This is a genomic window from Neobacillus drentensis, assembly GCF_036965425.1.
In the GTDB taxonomy this organism is placed as follows: Bacteria; Bacillota; Bacilli; order Bacillales; family Cytobacillaceae; genus Neobacillus; species Neobacillus drentensis_F.
In genome coordinates, this window is the sequence record NZ_JBALPP010000010.1 from 66,269 (window position 1) to 84,093 (window position 17,825).

The 17,825-nt window shown below is 39.5% G+C and carries 14 protein-coding genes and 1 other annotated feature; of the genes, 3 read left to right on the forward strand and 11 right to left on the reverse strand.

What is annotated here, in order from left to right; all coding sequences use genetic code 11:
- Nucleotides 1–101: 101 nt before the first annotated feature.
- Nucleotides 102–316 (reverse strand) — a binding site (T-box leader).
- Nucleotides 317–463: 147 nt separating this feature from the next.
- Nucleotides 464–3,202 carry a transglycosylase domain-containing protein gene (locus tag V7161_RS02615; protein ID WP_335442136.1) on the forward strand — a complete coding sequence of 913 codons (2,739 nt, stop codon included), beginning with the start codon at nucleotides 464–466 and terminating at the stop codon, nucleotides 3,200–3,202.
- A gap of 46 nt (nucleotides 3,203–3,248) precedes the next feature.
- Here V7161_RS02615 and V7161_RS02620 read toward each other — a convergent pair whose 3' ends face one another.
- From V7161_RS02620 to V7161_RS02630, 3 genes are read right to left on the reverse strand one after another with little or no spacing between them, the layout of a single operon-like run.
- Nucleotides 3,249–4,421, reverse strand: a complete 1,173-nt coding sequence (locus V7161_RS02620) for an acetoin utilization protein AcuC (protein WP_335442137.1) — start codon at nucleotides 4,419–4,421, stop codon at nucleotides 3,249–3,251.
- Complete coding sequence (locus V7161_RS02625; protein ID WP_335442138.1) at nucleotides 4,418–5,065, reverse strand: acetoin utilization AcuB family protein; 648 nt, start codon at nucleotides 5,063–5,065, stop codon at nucleotides 4,418–4,420. Before V7161_RS02625 ends, V7161_RS02620 begins: the two co-directional genes overlap by 4 nt.
- 40 nt (nucleotides 5,066–5,105) lie before the next feature.
- Nucleotides 5,106–5,738 (reverse strand): GNAT family N-acetyltransferase, encoded by a 633-nt coding sequence (locus tag V7161_RS02630; protein WP_335442139.1) that lies wholly within the window; start codon nucleotides 5,736–5,738, stop codon nucleotides 5,106–5,108.
- A 171-nt stretch (nucleotides 5,739–5,909) separates the two neighbouring features.
- Here V7161_RS02630 and acsA point away from each other — a divergent pair, with 171 nt between their 5' ends.
- A complete protein-coding gene (acsA, locus tag V7161_RS02635; RefSeq protein WP_335442140.1) occupies nucleotides 5,910–7,628 on the forward strand; it encodes an acetate--CoA ligase in 1,719 nt (572 codons plus the stop codon).
- 45 nt (nucleotides 7,629–7,673) lie between these two features.
- Here acsA and ccpA read toward each other — a convergent pair whose 3' ends face one another.
- From ccpA to V7161_RS02660, 5 genes are all read right to left on the reverse strand, one after another.
- Complete coding sequence (gene ccpA / locus V7161_RS02640; protein ID WP_335442141.1) at nucleotides 7,674–8,672, reverse strand: catabolite control protein A; 999 nt, start codon at nucleotides 8,670–8,672, stop codon at nucleotides 7,674–7,676.
- Between the two features lie 217 nt (nucleotides 8,673–8,889).
- Nucleotides 8,890–9,966: a bifunctional 3-deoxy-7-phosphoheptulonate synthase/chorismate mutase gene (locus V7161_RS02645; protein WP_335442142.1), complete on the reverse strand. Its 1,077-nt coding sequence runs from the start codon at nucleotides 9,964–9,966 to the stop codon at nucleotides 8,890–8,892.
- A gap of 252 nt (nucleotides 9,967–10,218) precedes the next feature.
- Nucleotides 10,219–10,551 (reverse strand): bacillithiol system redox-active protein YtxJ, encoded by a 333-nt coding sequence (gene ytxJ, locus V7161_RS02650; RefSeq protein WP_335442143.1) that lies wholly within the window; start codon nucleotides 10,549–10,551, stop codon nucleotides 10,219–10,221.
- A gap of 75 nt (nucleotides 10,552–10,626) precedes the next feature.
- Nucleotides 10,627–11,118 (reverse strand): YtxH domain-containing protein, encoded by a 492-nt coding sequence (locus V7161_RS02655; protein ID WP_335442144.1) that lies wholly within the window; start codon nucleotides 11,116–11,118, stop codon nucleotides 10,627–10,629.
- Nucleotides 11,119–11,141: 23 nt separating this feature from the next.
- Nucleotides 11,142–11,603, reverse strand: coding sequence for a DUF948 domain-containing protein (locus V7161_RS02660; protein WP_335442145.1), 462 nt, complete (start codon nucleotides 11,601–11,603; stop codon nucleotides 11,142–11,144).
- A gap of 225 nt (nucleotides 11,604–11,828) precedes the next feature.
- Here V7161_RS02660 and V7161_RS02665 point away from each other — a divergent pair, with 225 nt between their 5' ends.
- Entirely contained in the window at nucleotides 11,829–12,944 is a 1,116-nt protein-coding gene (locus tag V7161_RS02665) for an aminopeptidase (RefSeq protein WP_335442146.1), read from the forward strand.
- 38 nt (nucleotides 12,945–12,982) lie between these two features.
- On the opposite strand, the gene murC is transcribed toward V7161_RS02665, so the two are convergent.
- The 3 genes from murC to V7161_RS02680 all read right to left on the reverse strand — a co-directional run bounded on the left by murC (nucleotide 12,983) and on the right by V7161_RS02680 (nucleotide 17,781).
- Nucleotides 12,983–14,284 carry a UDP-N-acetylmuramate--L-alanine ligase gene (murC, locus tag V7161_RS02670; RefSeq protein ID WP_335442147.1) on the reverse strand — a complete coding sequence of 434 codons (1,302 nt, stop codon included), beginning with the start codon at nucleotides 14,282–14,284 and terminating at the stop codon, nucleotides 12,983–12,985.
- 236 nt (nucleotides 14,285–14,520) lie between these two features.
- Nucleotides 14,521–16,545, reverse strand: a complete 2,025-nt coding sequence (locus V7161_RS02675) for a DNA translocase FtsK (protein WP_420491556.1) — start codon at nucleotides 16,543–16,545, stop codon at nucleotides 14,521–14,523.
- Between the two features lie 447 nt (nucleotides 16,546–16,992).
- On the reverse strand, nucleotides 16,993–17,781 hold the full coding sequence (locus tag V7161_RS02680; protein WP_335442165.1) for a DUF1444 domain-containing protein: 789 nt from the start codon (nucleotides 17,779–17,781) through the stop codon (nucleotides 16,993–16,995).
- Nucleotides 17,782–17,825: the final 44 nt, after the last annotated feature.

A 17,825-nucleotide genomic window follows, 5' to 3' on the forward strand; every position in this document is an offset into this window, starting at 1 on the left:
CTTTTCGGGCAATGAACCGGGGTTTCATTTACCCAAACAGCTTATTTTTTCCCTTTTCGGGCAATGAACCGGTAAAAAAAATAAAAACGCCCCTGCATTAATGCAGGGACGAAATAATCGCGGTACCACCCAGCTTGAGGAATATTCCTCCAACTCGAAAAATATAACGGTTTCACCGTTCTCTGCTACTTACCTTTTCACAGAGAAAGCTCGAGGATGTAATTCATTCTTCTATTTGTGACAGCTTTCACCGGCCGCTGACTCTCTAATTTACAGGGATAGAAGAACTACAATTGGTTCCCTTCAATGCTTGTTTATGAAATTTAACTTATAGCATTTTTACCATATCTTTCTGCTTATGTCAAACTCGAAATGGAAATTTCAGAAAAATGTAGAACGTTGTCAGTTTTTATACCTTCTATATGCTATAATGTATGTGATTTTAGATGAGGTGATGCTATTAATGAATGAAAAAATTCAAGCATGGCTAGAAAAAACAAAATCCGTGCTTAACTTAATAACCCATAAAAAGGCTGTAAAAGGGGCCCGAATTACCTATTCTGTATTTTGGAACCTATTCCTGTTGGTTTTAACAGTTATCATCCTTGGTGGTTCATTTGCTACAGGGGTTGGAGCTGGTTATTTTGCCTCACTAGTAAAGGACGAACCTGTCCGCTCATATGAAAGTATGAAAAAAGATATTTATAATTATACAGAACCATCGGAATTATATTTTGCTAACAATGTTTATTTAGGAAAAATGCGCTCCGATCTTGAACGTGAAGAAGTAAGGCTGGATCAAGTTTCAGACTACCTAGTCAATGCAGTGGTTGCTACTGAGGACGAATATTTTTATAAGCATCATGGCGTAGTGCCAAAGGCAGTTTTCCGCGCCCTCTTTCAAGAAGTGACCAATTCTTCTGTCCAATCTGGCGGCAGTACACTAACACAGCAATTAATTAAAAACCAGCTCTTAACCAATGAGGTTTCCTTTCAAAGGAAAGCCAATGAAATTTTACTTGCTCTTCGTTTAGAGAAATTCTTCGATAAAAAAGAAATCCTCGAAGCTTACTTAAACGTATCCACCTTTGGCAGAAATTCATCAGGCCGAAATATTGCTGGAGTTGAAGCAGCCGCAAAAGGTATATTTGGAAAAAAAGCTAGTGAATTAACACTTCCGCAGGCAGCATTTATCGCAGGATTGCCTCAGAGTCCATTTGGGTATACGCCTTTTACCAGAGAAGGCACAGTCAAGAACAATCTTGAACCAGGACTCACACGGATGAAAACAGTTTTAAAACGGATGTTCGATGGCGGTTATATCAATCAAACGCAATATGCAGAAGCATCTTCCTACGATATTACGAAAGATTTTATTAAGCCGATCAGTACTCCAAGTGAAAAATACCCAGGACTGCCTACAGAAATTGAAAAGCGAGCCGTTGGGATTCTAACAACAGTTTTCGCCGAAAAAGATGGCTATACAGACAAAGATTTAAAAAATGATGATAATCTTTACTATAAATATCAAACAATGGCCAACCATGCTTTACATCAAAATGGTTACCAAATCCATACCACCATCGACCAAGATATTTACGACGCGATGCAAAAGGTAAAGGATAATTACAAATATTACGGCCCAGATAAACCCCAGGAGAAAAAGGATCCTGAAACAGGTGAAAAGAAAACTGTGATGGAACCCGTGGAAGTCGGGGCAGAGCTAATTGAAAACAAGACTGGGAAAATTATCAGCTTTGTTGGCGGAAGAGATTATGATAAACAACAGATGAATCACGCAACTAGTTCGCTTCGTCCAAACGCTTCCACAATGAAACCGCTTCTTGTATACGGCCCTGCAATAGAGTTGGGAAAAGCATCTCCTGGCACACCGCTTCCTAATGTTGCCTTAAATTTTATTCCTGGCAGAAGCAAGCCATGGCCGCAAAACTACGATTACCGCTATAGCGGCTTAGTTTCAGCAAGATATGCACTTGCAAAATCTTATAACGTTCCGGCAGTGAAACTTTACTCTGAAATCGTCAATCAGCAGCCCGCCAAGTATTTGGAAAAGATGGGATTTACCTCGCTTAGTAAAGAGGATCATACAAACCTTTCAGCTGCCATTGGTTCCATAACGGGGGTAACTGTAGAAGAAAACACAAATGCGTTCAGTACTTTTGCGAACGGCGGGAAATTTATCGATGCCTATATGATTGATAAAATTGTTGATAAAAGCGGCAAAGTTATCTATCAACACGAGGTGAAGCCTGTAGACGTCTTCAAACCGCAGACTGCCTATTTAACGCTCGACATGATGCGAGATGTTATCAAAATGGGGACTGCAGCAGGGATTAACAGTAAATTAAAATTCCGAGCCGATTGGGCAGGAAAAACAGGTACTGGTAATGAATATGTTGATTCTTGGTTCGTTGCAACCAACCCAAATGTCACTTTTGGTATTTGGACCGGTTATGATACGCCTAAATCATTGCAGTCTAGAGGGATGTCATACAGCCAGCGGACGAATAATCTGTGGGCTGAATTAATCAATTCTGCCTATAACCTTAAACCGGATTTAATTGATCCTAAAGAATCGTTTCAAATGCCAGAAGGAATTGTAAAACGCTCTTATTGTGCTGTTTCCGGAATGCTTCCATCTAGTGCATGTACCAAAGCGGGATTAATTGAGAGTGATTACTTTAATGTTAATAACGTTCCTTCTAAAGTTGATGATAGCTTAATTGAAGGTAAATTTGTCACCATAGGCGACAAACGATATTTAGCCCTTGATTCTACCCCAAAAGAGTTTGCCCAGTTTGGTTTAATCCTAAATCCGGACTTTATTACTCGGATGGTAGGAAAGAACTTTAAAAATTATAGCCAGCTCATTCCAAATAAGGACCGTTGGGGCAAAGTGCTTGTTTCAAGTGCAAAAATGGTTGATAACGGAAAAACTCCTAACAGCGTAGGGTTATCGGTTTCTGGCAGTACAATAACATGGTCATCCCCTGGTGATAATGATGTTGTCGGGTACAGAGTTTATCAAGACGGCATTATAGTTGCCAGCGTCAATAGCGGCTCTAGGTCTTATACGGCAGGCAACGGGAATTACTATGTAACGGCTGTTGATATTGCTGGTAAAGAATCTGCCCCATCTAATCAAGTTACTGTTGGTGCTGCAACAACTCCTGCACCGTAATAGAAAACACAAGAGACTAACATCTCTTGTGTTTTTTTACGTTAAATTATACAGATTCACTTTTTTGATGATTCCGAATCGGATACAGTGCCTTTTCGAGTGTAAGTATATTTTTTTCGGTAATCTCTGCTTTTCTTGGGATCGGTGTATATAAATTTTCTGGGTCATCCCATTCCCTTGGCAATTGGACAGGGGCCTCTTTTTGCCAGTGCTCCACCCACTCCTCAGGCAAGCTGCCATAACTATTTGAGTTTTCAGTCATTTCGAGCCATATGTGCGCCCAGGCTCTCGGCACCACGCGCCAAATATCATAGCCGCCTCCTCCTACTGCAATCCATCTTCCATTGCAATATTGATGAGCAATTTCATGGGCAAGCTTTGGAATTTCCCGGTAGATTTTCATTGTTGCTGATAGATGTGTCAAAGGATCATAATAATGGGAATCAGCCCCATTTTGCGTCAGAATTACATCTGGTTTAAAAAAGGCAGCCACTTCTTTAATTGCTTGAGAATAGGCATGCAGCCATGACTCATCTTCAGTAAAGGCATCCACTGGGATATTAAAGGAATAACCATAGCCTGAACCTTGTCCTCTTTCATTGATATTCCCTGTACCAGGAAATAAATATCTTCCTGTTTCATGAATCGAAAGGGTGCACACTTTCGGATCATCATAAAAGGACCACTGGACTCCGTCCCCATGGTGGGCATCTGTATCAACGTACAATACCCGGGCATTATACTTCTCCTGAAGATATTTAATGGCTACTGAACTATCATTGTAAATACAAAATCCAGAGGCTTTGCCACGGAAGCCATGATGCAATCCTCCTCCTAGATTTACTGCATGACAGGCTCGGCCGGACATTACTTCGTCTACAGCCGTTAAAGTACCGCCAACTAGTAAGGCACTTGCTTCATGCATATTAGGAAAAATAGGTGTATCTTCTGTACCAAGTCCATAATTTTCAGCGATTTCGTTCGGAAGCTGCCCATATCCAGCTTTTTTCACTGCCTCTATGTAGCTTTGATCATGGATAAGCGCTAATTCTTCGTCGGTAGCCATTCTTGGAGGGATGATGTGTTCAGGATTTAAGGCATTCATTTTATTTAATAGATCTACTGTTAATTTAAGCCGGAATTGGTTAAACGGATGATGACTGCTAAATTTATAATTTAGCAGTTCCTCTGAGAAAACAAAGGAGCATTGATCTTTCATAGGGAAATCCCCGGCAGATTAGGCCATAAAACTTGATGGCCAGCTTCTTTAAGATCTTGAATAAGCGCCGTTGGGTTCATCGTTTGCACCCTGATGACGAGAATTTTATATTGATCATCCGATTTGTCAGGATATACTAGGACACTAAGAATATTTGCTTTCCGGTTTTTAATAACAGTAGTAATTTCACTAAGTTTGCCTGCTAAATTAGGAACCTTTATTTCAATTTGGGATCCGGGCTGATGGGCACCTGTCAACTCAACCATGGTTCGCAGTAAATCAGTTTCGGTAACAATGCCAACCAACTTTTGATCATTTATGATGGGAATACAGCTTATTTTATGCTCATAGAAGAGGCCGGCCACTTCTTCCACAAAGTCGAGAGGATGACCAGTAATAACGTTTTTTTCCATGATTGTCTCAAGCGGCTTTTTTAAATCCTCCGGATGCTCATTCGCATGAAAAATGGAGGGTGTTGCCTCCCTAATTTCGGCAATGGTAACAAGACCAACCAATTGTTTTTCTGAAGTGATAATAGGAATATGGCGAATTTTTCTTAATTCCATTAAATCCATTGCATCGGCAATTGTATTATCTGGATATAGTGTAGCGACATCTGTTTTCATGATTTCTTCAATGATCATAAACAATTCCCCCTCTAGTGCAGGCAATATCAGCAAAAATTTAATACATAAATCTATTCATAAAGCGCAGGCGGTCAAACTTTTGGACTGTTTCACTATCAATACGTTTTCCAATTCTCGCCATAAGGCAGTTGGCGGGATGGGAACAGATTTCTGGGTCATCTGTTGCATACCATTCAAGGCCGCCGGCATTCATCATCTTTTCCATTATTTTTCGATATTCCCACACATTCAATTTTGTTCCTTTTAAATCCCAGTGCCAATAATACTCGGTTGTAATGGTTAAATAGTCTTCCATTGCATCATCCATCATCGAAACAATCAGAAGGTTTTTACCGACCTGACTGCCTCTAAATTGGGGAATGACCTCAATGGCACCAAGCTCAATTAAATTATCCATTTTTCCTTCTGACCATCTTTCAAGCGGATCTGGATAAAGGAAGGTGACATAACCAACAATGGTATTTCGATACCTGGCAATAATAATTCTGCCTTCTGAAAGGTCAGCAATCCCAATTAAAGCCTTATGCTGCTGTTCTGGCGGGCGAAAAGCAATCAGGTCTTCATGAAAATCAAGCCCTGCTAGTTTATTGGAAGAAATAGGCCCTTCAATAATCAGGGTCCCATGAGGTGTTTTGAGTTGTTTAGCATTATATGTTTTTTTATGTTCCATACGGTCACCTACCTAAAAAAATCATTCGTTGTTCAAATCTATTATACATAAAATCTAGTAAGTAAAGTCGACTTAACAAAATTTTCAGATTTATAAAACAGGTTGACAAATACTATTAGTANNCTTTTTGTACTATAATTATCTTAAAATACACAACAAGGGGGAGATTAAATGAAAGTGGAAGCGTTACCAGTTGTTCAAGGAGATCATAATTTACAAAATTATGAGGAAAAGTATAAGAATTTTGACTGGAAAGAAACGGAAAAGCAATTCTCTTGGAGTGAAACAGGTCTTGTGAATTTGGCCTATGAAGCGATTGACCGCCATGTAGAAACCTTCCGAAAAAATAAGGTTGCCCTTTATTATCGTGACGGGTCAAGGAATGAAAAGTATACCTTTAAAGAGATGAAGGAGCTTTCCAATAAAGCTGGGAACGTTCTAAAGAATTACGGTGATGTTGAAAAAGGCGACCGTGTATTCATTTTTATGCCTCGCTCTCCTGAGCTTTACTTTACTGTTTTAGGTGCGATTAAACTTGGTGCCATTGTCGGCCCTTTATTTGAAGCATTTATGGAAGGTGCAGTCAAGGATCGCCTGCAGGACAGTGAGGCAAAGGTTTTGGTTACAACACCTGAGTTATTAGACAGAGTCCCTGTCAGCGAATTGCCTGCGTTAAAGCATATTTTCCTTGTGGGCAATAATGTAGTGGAACAAGGGTCATATATTAACTTTTTAGAAGAATTTGAATCTGCAAGCAAAGAACTTAAAATTGAATGGGTAGAAAGAACAGATGGTCTAATCCTGCATTATACATCCGGATCTACAGGAAAACCTAAAGGAGTATTGCATGTACATAATGCAATGATCCAGCATTACCAAACTGCAAAATGGGTGCTTGATTTAAAAGAGGACGATGTATACTGGTGTACTGCCGACCCTGGCTGGGTTACCGGAACTTCCTACGGCATTTTTGGACCATGGTTAACTGGAACATCAAATGTCATTATCGGCGGCCGCTTTAGTCCTGAATCCTGGTATCAAATGATTGAAGATTTTGGCGTTACTGTATGGTATAGTGCCCCAACTGCCTTCCGCATGTTGATGGGTGCTGGTGATGAATTAGTAAAAAAATTCAACCTAAGCAGTCTTCGCCATGTTTTAAGTGTGGGTGAACCATTAAATCCAGAAGTCGTTAAATGGGGTGTGAAAGTATTTAATCACCGAATCCATGATAACTGGTGGATGACAGAAACTGGAGCCCAGCTGATTAGCAATTACCCTTGCATGACGATTAAGCCAGGTTCAATGGGGAAGCCAATTCCAGGGGTTAAGGCTGCTATTGTGGACGATCAAGGAAATGAACTTCCGCCATATCGCATGGGGAATCTTGCTATTAAAAAAGGATGGCCTTCCATGATGCATGCAATCTGGAATAATCCTGAGAAATATGAATCCTATTTTATGCCGAGCGGCTGGTATTTCTCCGGTGACTCTGCATATATGGATGAGGATGGATATTTCTGGTTCCAAGGGCGAATTGATGATGTAATTATGACATCTGGTGAACGGGTAGGACCATTTGAAGTAGAAAGCAAGCTTGTCGAGCATCCAGCGGTTGCAGAAGCAGGCGTAATTGGTAAACCAGACCCTGTCCGCGGAGAAATTATAAAAGCATTTATCGCTTTAAGGGATGGCTATACGGCTTCAGATGAGCTGAAAGAAGAAATCAGGCAATTTGTGAAAAAAGGTCTTGCCGCCCATGCTGCCCCAAGAGAAATTGATTTCCGTGACAAGCTGCCAAAAACACGAAGCGGAAAAATTATGCGCCGCGTTTTAAAGGCTTGGGAATTGAATTTACCAGCAGGCGACCTCTCCACACTAGAGGACTAAAAAATTAAAAAACACAAGAGAATCTTCTCTTGTGTTTTTTGATGCTTATTTTGTGGATTGGCGATGTTCAATTCGATGTGGTAGGATGACAATATTTTCGGTTGTTTTTTCTTTATTCATCAATTTGGTTAATAGCCGCATGGCAACAGCGCCAATATCATATAAAGGCTGGACAATTGTGGTCAGCTGTGGACGGACCATCAAAGAAAGCCTTGTATTATCGGAGGTGATAACCTCAAAGTCTTCCGGAATTTTGTAGCCTTTGTCCTCGGCGCCATGTACCACCCCTAGGGCCATTTCATCAGAACCGACAAGGATAGCAGTAGGGCGCATCTCGGCTTCAAGCATTTTTTCAAACGCTTCAATACCAGAATCGTACGTATAGTCACCTTCAACGACGAGGTCTTCATTATAAGGAATTCCTGCATCTTGAAGAGCACGCTCATAGCCTTTTAATTTTTTTTGTGCATTTTTAGGTTCATGAAGAGGTCCAATCACGAAGGCAACGTTTTTATGGCCTTTTTCAATGAATTCCTTAACAGAATCATATACCGCTTCTTCATAATCAATGTTGACAGAAGGAATCTTGTCTGATTCTTCAATTGAGCCAGCAAGGACAATTGGGACTGGTGATTTTTCAAATTCCTCAACATGATCAGGGGTAATATTTCCACCCATGAATACGATCCCATCCACTTGTTTCCCAAGCATCGTACCAAGCAAGTGCAATTCTTTTTCTTTATTTTGATCGGAATTACTTAAAATAATGTTGTACTTATACATCGTTGCGATATCTTCAATACCGCGTGCTAATTCAGCAAAAAAGATGTTAGAGATATCAGGGATAATGACTCCGACTGTTGTAGTCTTTTTACTTGCCAATCCCCTAGCAACCGCATTTGGACGGTAGCCAAGTCGTTCAATTACTTCTAATACTTTTTTCCGGGTTACTGGTTTTACATTTGGATTTCCATTCACTACGCGTGAGACCGTTGCCATGGAAACGTTAGCTTCGCGGGCAACATCATAAATGGTGATATTCACGTTTAAACACTCTCCTAAAACGATCCTTATTTCTCTTATTTTACTGCAGCTAGTAAAAACCTATCCGCTTTGTGAGAAAATATACAATTTGATATATGTCTTTAACTATACGATAAGAAGATTAAACCTGCAATCGCATTGGTCATATTTTCTATTGTTTTCAACAAAAAACCTTCTGCAGGCAAATGCAGAAGGTTTTTTTGAATGATTGGCAATATTAAATCCGGACAAAGTTTGATGCAAGCAATTCGTTATAGAATTGGTCAAATTGCTCAAGATTCATTTGCTGCTGTGCGTCTGAAAGGGCAACAGCAGGGTCTGGATGTACTTCAGCCATTACGCCGTCTGCTCCAATAGCAAGGGCAGCCTTAGCAGCAGGAAGAAGCAAGTCTCTTCTTCCTGTGGAATGTGTTACATCGACCATTACCGGCAAATGCGTTTCTTGTTTCAAAATTGGAACTGCTGAAATATCAAGCGTATTTCTTGTTGCTCTTTCATAAGTTCTAATTCCTCGTTCACAAAGAATAATTTGTCCATTTCCTTGTGACATAATGTATTCAGCCGCATTAATAAACTCTTCTATTGTTGCTGCAATACCTCTTTTTAGTAGCACTGGCTTCCTAACAGCACCAGCCGCTTTTAATAGTTCAAAGTTTTGCATATTACGGGCGCCGATTTGAATGACATCAATGTAATCAATCGCCATTTCAATATCAGCAGGGTTTACGATTTCACTAATAACCGCCATATCAAATTCATCTGCAACACGTTTTAAAATTTTTAATCCTTCTACCCCTAAGCCTTGGAAATCATATGGAGAAGTTCTAGGCTTATACGCACCACCACGAAGAAGCTTTAAACCCTTCTCTTTCATAGCCTTTGCCACAGTAGCTACTTGCTCATAGGATTCAACAGCACAAGGTCCAAAGACAAAATGCGGTTTACCATCGCCGACCGTTTCACCCTTTAAGGAAACAATAGTGTCTTCTGGCTTTTTCTTTCTTGAGACAAGTAATGCTTTTTCATGATCATCTTTTTGTAAATTTAACCCTGCTTTAAAGATTTCTTTGAAGATATGATCGATAGTTGCATCTTCAAACGGACCATCATTGTGTTCCTTGATAACCTCAAGCATTTTTCTTTCACGGACTGGATCGTAACGGTATACTCCTTGATTACCTTTTACCTGCCCAATCTCTTGGACGAGGTGAGCTCTTTCATTAATCAGCCTCAACAACTCCAAGTTCACTTCATCTACACGCGCTCTCAATTGATCCAATTGATTTGTACCCATTACGCATCCCCGTCCTTTCTTTTGCAAATCAGTATTATTACTCTTTCGCAAATGTTTACTGGTTCACAAGGTTAAAAGTTTGAAATTTTAAAACATTTTTTAATTAGGCTTTATTATAGCGGAAATTAATTTTTTTGTCATCTCTTTTTTCTTTAATGATTAGACGCTTTTAAGCGTTAAAGTATTTGTTTCATATATTTAATCAATTTATGTTTTCTATTTTGAAAATGTGAATAAATTTCAAATTATTTTTTATTGATTTTCATTCATAGCATTTGCCAAAGAGCGATTGGTTATTTTCCAATGGGAAGCATTCCACTTAGGTTCTCCATTTGAAAATAGAATAGCTTGTGGGGATTCATGTTTAATTTGAAATTTTTCAGCAATATCATTAGACAGTGGACGTGAATCTTGAACAGCTAGGAAATACGTTGGAATATTGTGATTTTCATCTGCATATTTTTCATATTCCTTATACGCCGCATGACTGATAGGACATGTTAAACTATGCTTTAACAAATAAAATTTACTTTCTTTTTGGAGCAAATCCTCAAATTGTTCAACTGTATCAATTTTTTCTAACATAAAAAAACCTCCCTAAAATAAATAAACGGTGAAGTAATTTTATCACTTCACCGTACCTATAACAAATAAACCGATTTAAAGCTTGACCTTACTTTCTTCTTCTTGCAATGCCTTTTCTGCTTCCGCTATTCTTTTCCTGATTTCAACACTGTCTAATGTTGCCTCATCAACTGTTTTATTTGGAAAAGTTGGTTTTGGATTCCCTATTGAAATATAAGCTGGACTTGATTCCTCGCCAGCTTCAGCTTTATTTAACGCTTTGTTCTTCGCCTTGTTTAACATCCCAGAGGATTGCTGGATTAAACCTTGAGAAAGTGAAGAAGTTTTTGATGCTAAATCATTGCTTTTACTCACTACATTTTCCCGTAAATCGGCTGTTTTTTCCATAATGGAACCTGCTTGACTACTTAAAGTTATACGCAGTTCTTTCCCGGTTTTCGGAGCCAGAAGCAGCGCTGCTGCAGCACCAACTGCCCCGCCGATTAACGCTCCAAATAAGAAGCCGGAGGATGTTCCTTCATTGCGGGATTGGTTTGTTTCTCGAGATTCATAATCTCTGTTTGACATTTCTATTACCTCCCTAGATTTATTTAATGTGCTCTGATTCTCGGTTTAACTTCAGAATTCACTTCATTATTTGCTTGCTTTCTAGCCTGCCACTTATCCTTTAATTCGAGGAGAATATTGCTCCATTGAATGATCTGTGCAACCTTTTCCTTGCTATCCTCCACTGTTTGATCTACTGAGGTTGTGATGCTTTTAAGTGTTCCATTAAATCCAGCAATAGTAGTACCAACATCCTTTACCGCTGTAACCACACTATTTAGGTCTTTGGATTTTTGTTGAATATCCTCCGCCAATGCATTCGTTTTTTGTAACAGCAGATGAGTTTCACCCATAACGCCATCAAGCTGTTTTTCTAAGCCCTTTAACGTGCCGGAAACGCCTGCCAGTGTCTCTTGAAGCGATTTAAGCGTTTTCGATAAGTAGATGACGAGCACCAGAAACGCAATCGCGATCAAGGCTACGCTTAAGTATAAAATAATTTGCATTGTAATACCTCCGCCTTAACTCTATCATTATGTATTACCCATCAGTGATGGATATAAACCTCGCTAATAATCTTATACTACTTCAATATTTTTGTCCTCATTTCCTGCCAATTGTTTTAAAAAATTCATCCGCAAATCATTAGTTGGAACTTTATCTATGAACTTTTCCTTTCCTTTCGGTTACAATAATAATTGTATGTAATTTTTTATGTAGGAGGCATTATGATGAGGGATCCTCGTATTGAGAAACTAGCTAAAAATTTAATTAATTATTCTGTACAACTTCAAAAAGGAGAAAAAGTGCTAATTGAAAACTTTGGGCTGCAGCGGGAGCTTGTCACAGCCCTTGTGAAAGAAGCCTATAAAGCTGGCGGTTATCCTTTCGTTTTAATCAAAGATCATCAAGTTGATCGTTCTTTATTATTAGGTGCCCAGGAAGAACAGTTTAATATGATGGCTGAATTTGAAGCAAATGTTATGAGTAAAATGGATGCATACATAGGGCTGCGTTCAGGCAGCAACATCAATGAACAGGCCGATGTGCCTGATGACAAAATGAAAATTCATGGTAATACCATTGGCAAAAGGGTACACCGCGATATCCGTGTCCCGAAAACAAAATGGGTTGTCCTCCGCTACCCGACTTCAAACATGGCACAACTAGCAAAAATGAGTACCGAAGCATTTGAAGACTTTTATTTTGATGTTTGTAACCTGGATTACGGAAAAATGGATAAAGCTATGGATAGTCTGGTAGACTTGATGAACCGTACAGACAAAGTCCGCATAACCGGTCCTGGCACAGACCTGACTTTCTCTATTAAGGATATTCCAGCCATTAAATGTGCTGGAAGATTAAATATTCCAGATGGGGAAGTGTACACGGCTCCAATCCGGAATTCAGTTAACGGGGTCATTACTTATAATACACCATCACCATACCAAGGCTTTACATTTGAAAATGTGAAGCTAACCTTTAAAGAGGGAAAAATAGTTGAAGCAGAAGCAAATGATAGTACAAGGATAAATAAAATCTTTGACACTGATGATGGGGCCCGCTATATCGGGGAGTTTGCTATTGGGGTCAATCCATTTATCCTCAATCCAATGCAGGATATTTTGTTTGATGAAAAAATAGCGGGCAGCTTTCACTTTACTCCTGGCCAATGCTATGATGATGCCTTCAATGACAATCATTCCAACATTCATTGGGATATGGTCAATATTCAGCGGCCTGAATATGGAGGCGGGGAAATGTATTTTGATGATGTTCTGATCCGCAAGGATGGTCTGTTTGTCCTTCCGGAGTTAGAGTTATTAAATCCTGATAAATTGAAGTAAAAAGAAAGGATGCCGCTTGTGACGGCATCCTTTCTTTTTTATTGTACAACTTGTTTTTCATAGGATTCCTGGAATTTTTGAATGTCTCCGGCACCCATAAAGATAATGACACTGTTGTTAAAGTCTTTTAACACTGATGTGTTTTCTTCAGTAAGCAATTCAGCCCCAGGAATTTTTTCCTGTAAATCCTTGATGGACAGCTTGCCATGCTTTTCACGGGCAGAACCAAAAATTTCACACAAAAAGGCTTTGTCGGCCCTTCGCAGGCTTTCCGCAAAATCCTCTAAGAATGCCTGCGTCCGAGTGAACGTATGGGGCTGGAATACAGCTACAATTTCACGGTCAGGATATTTTTGCTTAGCAGCCTCAATGGTTGCTTTAATTTCAGTCGGGTGATGGGCATAATCATCAATTAAGATTTGGGAACCCATATTTTTTTCAGAAAATCTTCTTTTTACACCTTGGAAAGTCATTAATCTTTCCTTGACTGTATCAGCATTGATTTCTTCATAATGGCATAAACCAATGACCGCTAATGCATTTAGTACACTGTGGTCACCGAAGGTTGGAATGGAAAAAGTATCATAAAAGGTATTTCGAATAAAGACATCAAAGGTAGTCCCATTCGTCGTCTTCACGAGATTTTTAGCCTGATAGTCATTTTCATCTGCAAATCCATAGAACAAAACAGGAACTTTTGCCTGGATTTTTTGCAGCTGTTCGTCATCACCAAAAGCAAATATCCCTTTTTTTACTTGGACAGCCATTTCCTGAAAGGCAGAAAATACATCATCAATATTGGCAAAATAATCAGGATGGTCAAAGTCAATATTGGTCATGATGGCATAGTCAGGGAAATAGGATAAGAAATGCCTTCTATATTCACAAGCTTCAAAAACAAAGTATTCCGCCCCTTCCTCCCCTTTACCGGTCCCATCACCAATTAAAAAGGAGGTCGGCTTGGCACCAGCGATAACATGGGACATTAGCCCTGTTGTTGAAGTTTTCCCATGTGCGCCAGTAATGGCAACACTCGTAAAATTTTGCATAAAATCGCCTAAAAAGCGATGGTAACGTACTATAGGAAGTCCGAGCTCCATAGCCCTTTGTATTTCTTCATGGGTATCGGGAAAAGCATTCCCGGCAATAATCGTCATTCCTGGCTTGATATTTTCCTTTTGAAAGGGAAGGATCTTAATCCCTGATTTTTCAAGTGCGACCTGAGTAAAAAAGTGCTTTTCGACATCGGAGCCCTGCACCTGAAATTTCATATCATGAAGAACTTGTGCCAGTGCACTCATTCCAGACCCCTTTATACCTACAAAATGGTAAATAGTCATAGAAGAACCTCCAACCAACGTCTATCTGTAAAACAGTATATGACATCTGTCTGTATTTGCTAACAACAAAAGTGGATGTGCTTATGCACATAAACGTCCAAAATACTTTCTAAATAAATTCATTTCATCATTATAGCATTGTTTACTTATAAAAACTATTTGTGGCATTGAAGCTTTGATTCCGTTTATATTTGCAATATATATTATTTGTTCACGTTAATAAAGAATACTATAGATTAACCAATATTACTAGAATCTTGTATTGACTCTAAGTCAGCCTCTGTAATCAGTACATCTCGCGCTTTGCTGCCATTGGCACTTGTTATATATCCATTCTGCTCCAACATATCCATCAGTCTTGCCGCGCGGTTATAGCCGATCTTAAAGCGCCGCTGCAGGCTCGAAGTGGATGCACCGCCTTGATCGACAATGAATTCACAGGCTTCAAAAAACAGTTCATCCTCCTCCTCTGTGACTTGTGCTTTTTTAAGCAGCTCCTCCTGCTCAAATAAATAATCAGGCTCCCGCTGCTCCCTGACATGGGCCACAACAATATCAATTTCTTCATCAGATACAAATGTACCCTGCAGGCGGACTGGCTTTGACGAGCCATTTTCTAAAAATAACATATCACCACGGCCGAGCAGTTTTTCCGCCCCGCTAATGTCGATAATGGTACGGGAATCGACCTGTGAGGAAACAGAAAAAGCAATTCTTGTTGGAATATTTGCCTTAATTAATCCGGTGATAACATCCACTGAAGGCCTTTGCGTTGCAACGATGAGGTGAATACCGCAAGCCCTTGCCTTTTGGGCAATCCGGCAAACGGCTTCTTCGACATCCGCAGGAGACATCATCATTAAATCAGCCAGCTCATCAATGATAATAACGATAAACGGAAGCTTATCTGAATATCTTTTATGCTGAATCGCAAGTTCATTAAATCGGCTTATGTCTCGAACACCTGTGTGAGCAAACAATTCATAGCGTCTCTCCATTTCATCTACAGCCCATTTTAAAGCTGCTGTTGCTGCTTTGACATCCGTAATGACAGGGCTCACAAGGTGTGGAATCCGATTGTATGGCGCAAGCTCGACCATTTTCGGGTCAATGAGCAAAAGCTTTAAATCATCAGGGCTCGCTTTAAATAACAGACTTACCAAAATTGTGTTAATGCAAACACTTTTTCCTGAGCCTGTTGCTCCCGCAATTAGGCCATGGGGCATTTTTTTTAGGTCGGTTACAATCGGGTTGCCGCCAATATCAAGCCCAAGTACAGCCGTTAGTGGTGAAGCTGATTCTTGAAAAACACGGTTCCCGATAATTTCGTTTATCATTACGGGTCTTGATTTTTGATTTGGCACTTCAATACCAATCGTATGTTTTCCTGGGATCGGCGCTTCGATTCGAATATCCCTTGCTGCAAGACTAAGCTTTATATCGTCGCTTAAATTGGTTATTTTATTTACCTTTACTCCTGGCTCCGGCTGGACCTCAAAACGAGTGACAGAAGGCCCCTGAGTAACATTGACGACACTTGCCCCTACATTAAAGTTTTGTAAGGTTTGATTTAATAGGTCCTGTTGATATAAAATCCAGTCACTATCCTTTTCTTCCGAAATAGGCGGGCTTAATAAGCTGGAATCCGGAAACCTATACCCGTCTACAGGAGCAGGGGGTTGGTAGCTTTCATCCTTCTTTTCAGGTTCAGGAGTGCTTGTTTGAACACTTTCAATCTTGCTTGATTCTATCTTCGGCCTTTGCTCCCGTTCTTCCCTTCTAGTACTTTTTCTTGCTTCCCATTTTTCTTTATCTTGTTTGAGCATCATTACATTAAATGGTAATTTTGACCGCATAGGTCTTGATGGTTCCAGCTGCTCAACTGGTTTCTCAACAACAATCTCTTCTGAAACATCATTATTTTCATATAGATTTTCGCTTTGCTCGGGTTCAACTGGTAAAGAAACAACTGCGGCCATCTCTTCTTCTTTAATATCTATCTGCTCATTATTATGGTCCATAACCGAAACAATCTCTTCTGTTTCATAGACTGTTTCCGCAGTTGCAGCAATTGAATCTAGATTGCTTTCAAATTCCCCTTCCAAAAAATGGCTTAATTCATGCTCGATGATCGAATCAATTTTTTTAGGTCTATTAAATCCAAAAACAGGTGAAGGGATTTCTGTTGGATGAAAGGGACCGCGTATTCTTTCCGGCTGTTCTTTCTTTGGTAGTGGTACTTTATTGTTTTCTTTTGGCATTTCCTTATGTACCGTTTGTCTTTCCGTTTTCTCTTTCCTAACCCTTTTTTCCGGAATTACTGCCGCTCTTCTTTTTATTGCAGGAGTTTCTTCAATTGTCCGTCTTTTGCTGATTGAACTGAAAGAAGTCTTAAACTCACCTTTGGGATATTGATAAGAGATTCTAATCTCTAAATCCTTAATGTTATCATCATTGTTCAGAAATGGATGGCCATTCATTTTTTTATTATGTATCGTTAAATGGTTAAATTCCTCTTCCTCATCTTTTTTAAACCTTTGAAAAAAGTCTTGGATCCAACTCAAAACTATCACTCTTTCTCTTTCATCTATCATTCTATTTTATCAGTAATTGATATTTTTTCGACATAATTTCACAGAATTAGCCGAAATATATCTTCGAATGAATGAAAAAAGACCACCTAGAATGTGATCTCTTTGAAATCTATTTTATTTATTTTTTCCTAAAATAAAAATAGGCTCTAATTCCCCATTTTCATATAAAAAGGATAACGCTGTAATCGGAACCCGGCCATTAGCAAAAAAGCTCATAGCCATTTGCGCTAATACATCGTATCCCCGGTCATTACGGATATCCCCGATAATTAATACATCTTGATGCGGCACAGCAACAACCATTGTCCCGGTAATTTGTTTCTCCATATCATTTAAGAAGCCTTTATTTAATATCCTGCTGGCATCATACCCATCATTCGTGTTAAGAAAATAAAAGGTATTACCGGCAACCTGATCCTCTTTTAGCTGTGTTGTCAGCGATCTTACATTAAATAGGGCAATCTCCTTTATTCGGGAATGGACCCATCCCTCTTTTTCCATCACGCGTGCATCAATTAACCGGTAGGTTTTACCCATATCATAGGCATAATAAATTTTTGTTTCAGCGGTATGTTCATCCATTAAAAACGGAACACCTTCCTCTGCTTCTTTCGGAAAAGATGAGGAGCGAATGACAGGGTAAATTCTTTTTTCGTGATCCGTTAATTGGACGGTATCCTCCATAGCACGCAGGCCTTCTTCAACATAATAAACAACTTCATCAATAGCCTTATCTTTTTCTGCATTCCATTTGGCCACAATCCCAGGCAAGGAAATGGTAATCCCCTTCTTGACTACTTTACTTTCGATGCGAAGCTGATCTTTTTCGCGGTCATAAGTGATAAGACGATCCTTGGCAGCCAACCGTGCTTCTAATTCTTTACGCATCTTTTTACTATCCATTTTCATCCTGCTTCCCTCCTTAAAAGGTATTTTCCTTATTGTAC

Bases quoted from the DNA above. Each gene is read 5' to 3' on its own strand.
- V7161_RS02675 (WP_420491556.1), bottom strand. From the start codon at position 16,545: ATGCCAAAAGAAAACAATAAAGTACCACTACCAAAGAAAGAACAGCCG.
- ytxJ (WP_335442143.1), bottom strand. From the start codon at position 10,551: ATGTTAGAAAAAATTGATACAGTTGAACAATTTGAGGATTTGCTCCAA.
- V7161_RS02630 (WP_335442139.1), bottom strand. From the start codon at position 5,738: ATGGAACATAAAAAAACATATAATGCTAAACAACTCAAAACACCTCAT.
- V7161_RS02620 (WP_335442137.1), bottom strand. From the start codon at position 4,421: ATGAAAGATCAATGCTCCTTTGTTTTCTCAGAGGAACTGCTAAATTAT.
- V7161_RS02615 (WP_335442136.1), top strand. From the start codon at position 464: ATGAATGAAAAAATTCAAGCATGGCTAGAAAAAACAAAATCCGTGCTT.
- V7161_RS02665 (WP_335442146.1), top strand. From the start codon at position 11,829: ATGAGGGATCCTCGTATTGAGAAACTAGCTAAAAATTTAATTAATTAT.
- V7161_RS02655 (WP_335442144.1), bottom strand. From the start codon at position 11,118: ATGTCAAACAGAGATTATGAATCTCGAGAAACAAACCAATCCCGCAAT.
- V7161_RS02680 (WP_335442165.1), bottom strand. From the start codon at position 17,781: ATGGATAGTAAAAAGATGCGTAAAGAATTAGAAGCACGGTTGGCTGCC.
- V7161_RS02625 (WP_335442138.1), bottom strand. From the start codon at position 5,065: ATGATCATTGAAGAAATCATGAAAACAGATGTCGCTACACTATATCCA.
- acsA (WP_335442140.1), top strand. From the start codon at position 5,910: ATGAAAGTGGAAGCGTTACCAGTTGTTCAAGGAGATCATAATTTACAA.
- V7161_RS02645 (WP_335442142.1), bottom strand. From the start codon at position 9,966: ATGGGTACAAATCAATTGGATCAATTGAGAGCGCGTGTAGATGAAGTG.
- V7161_RS02660 (WP_335442145.1), bottom strand. From the start codon at position 11,603: ATGCAAATTATTTTATACTTAAGCGTAGCCTTGATCGCGATTGCGTTT.
- murC (WP_335442147.1), bottom strand. From the start codon at position 14,284: ATGACTATTTACCATTTTGTAGGTATAAAGGGGTCTGGAATGAGTGCA.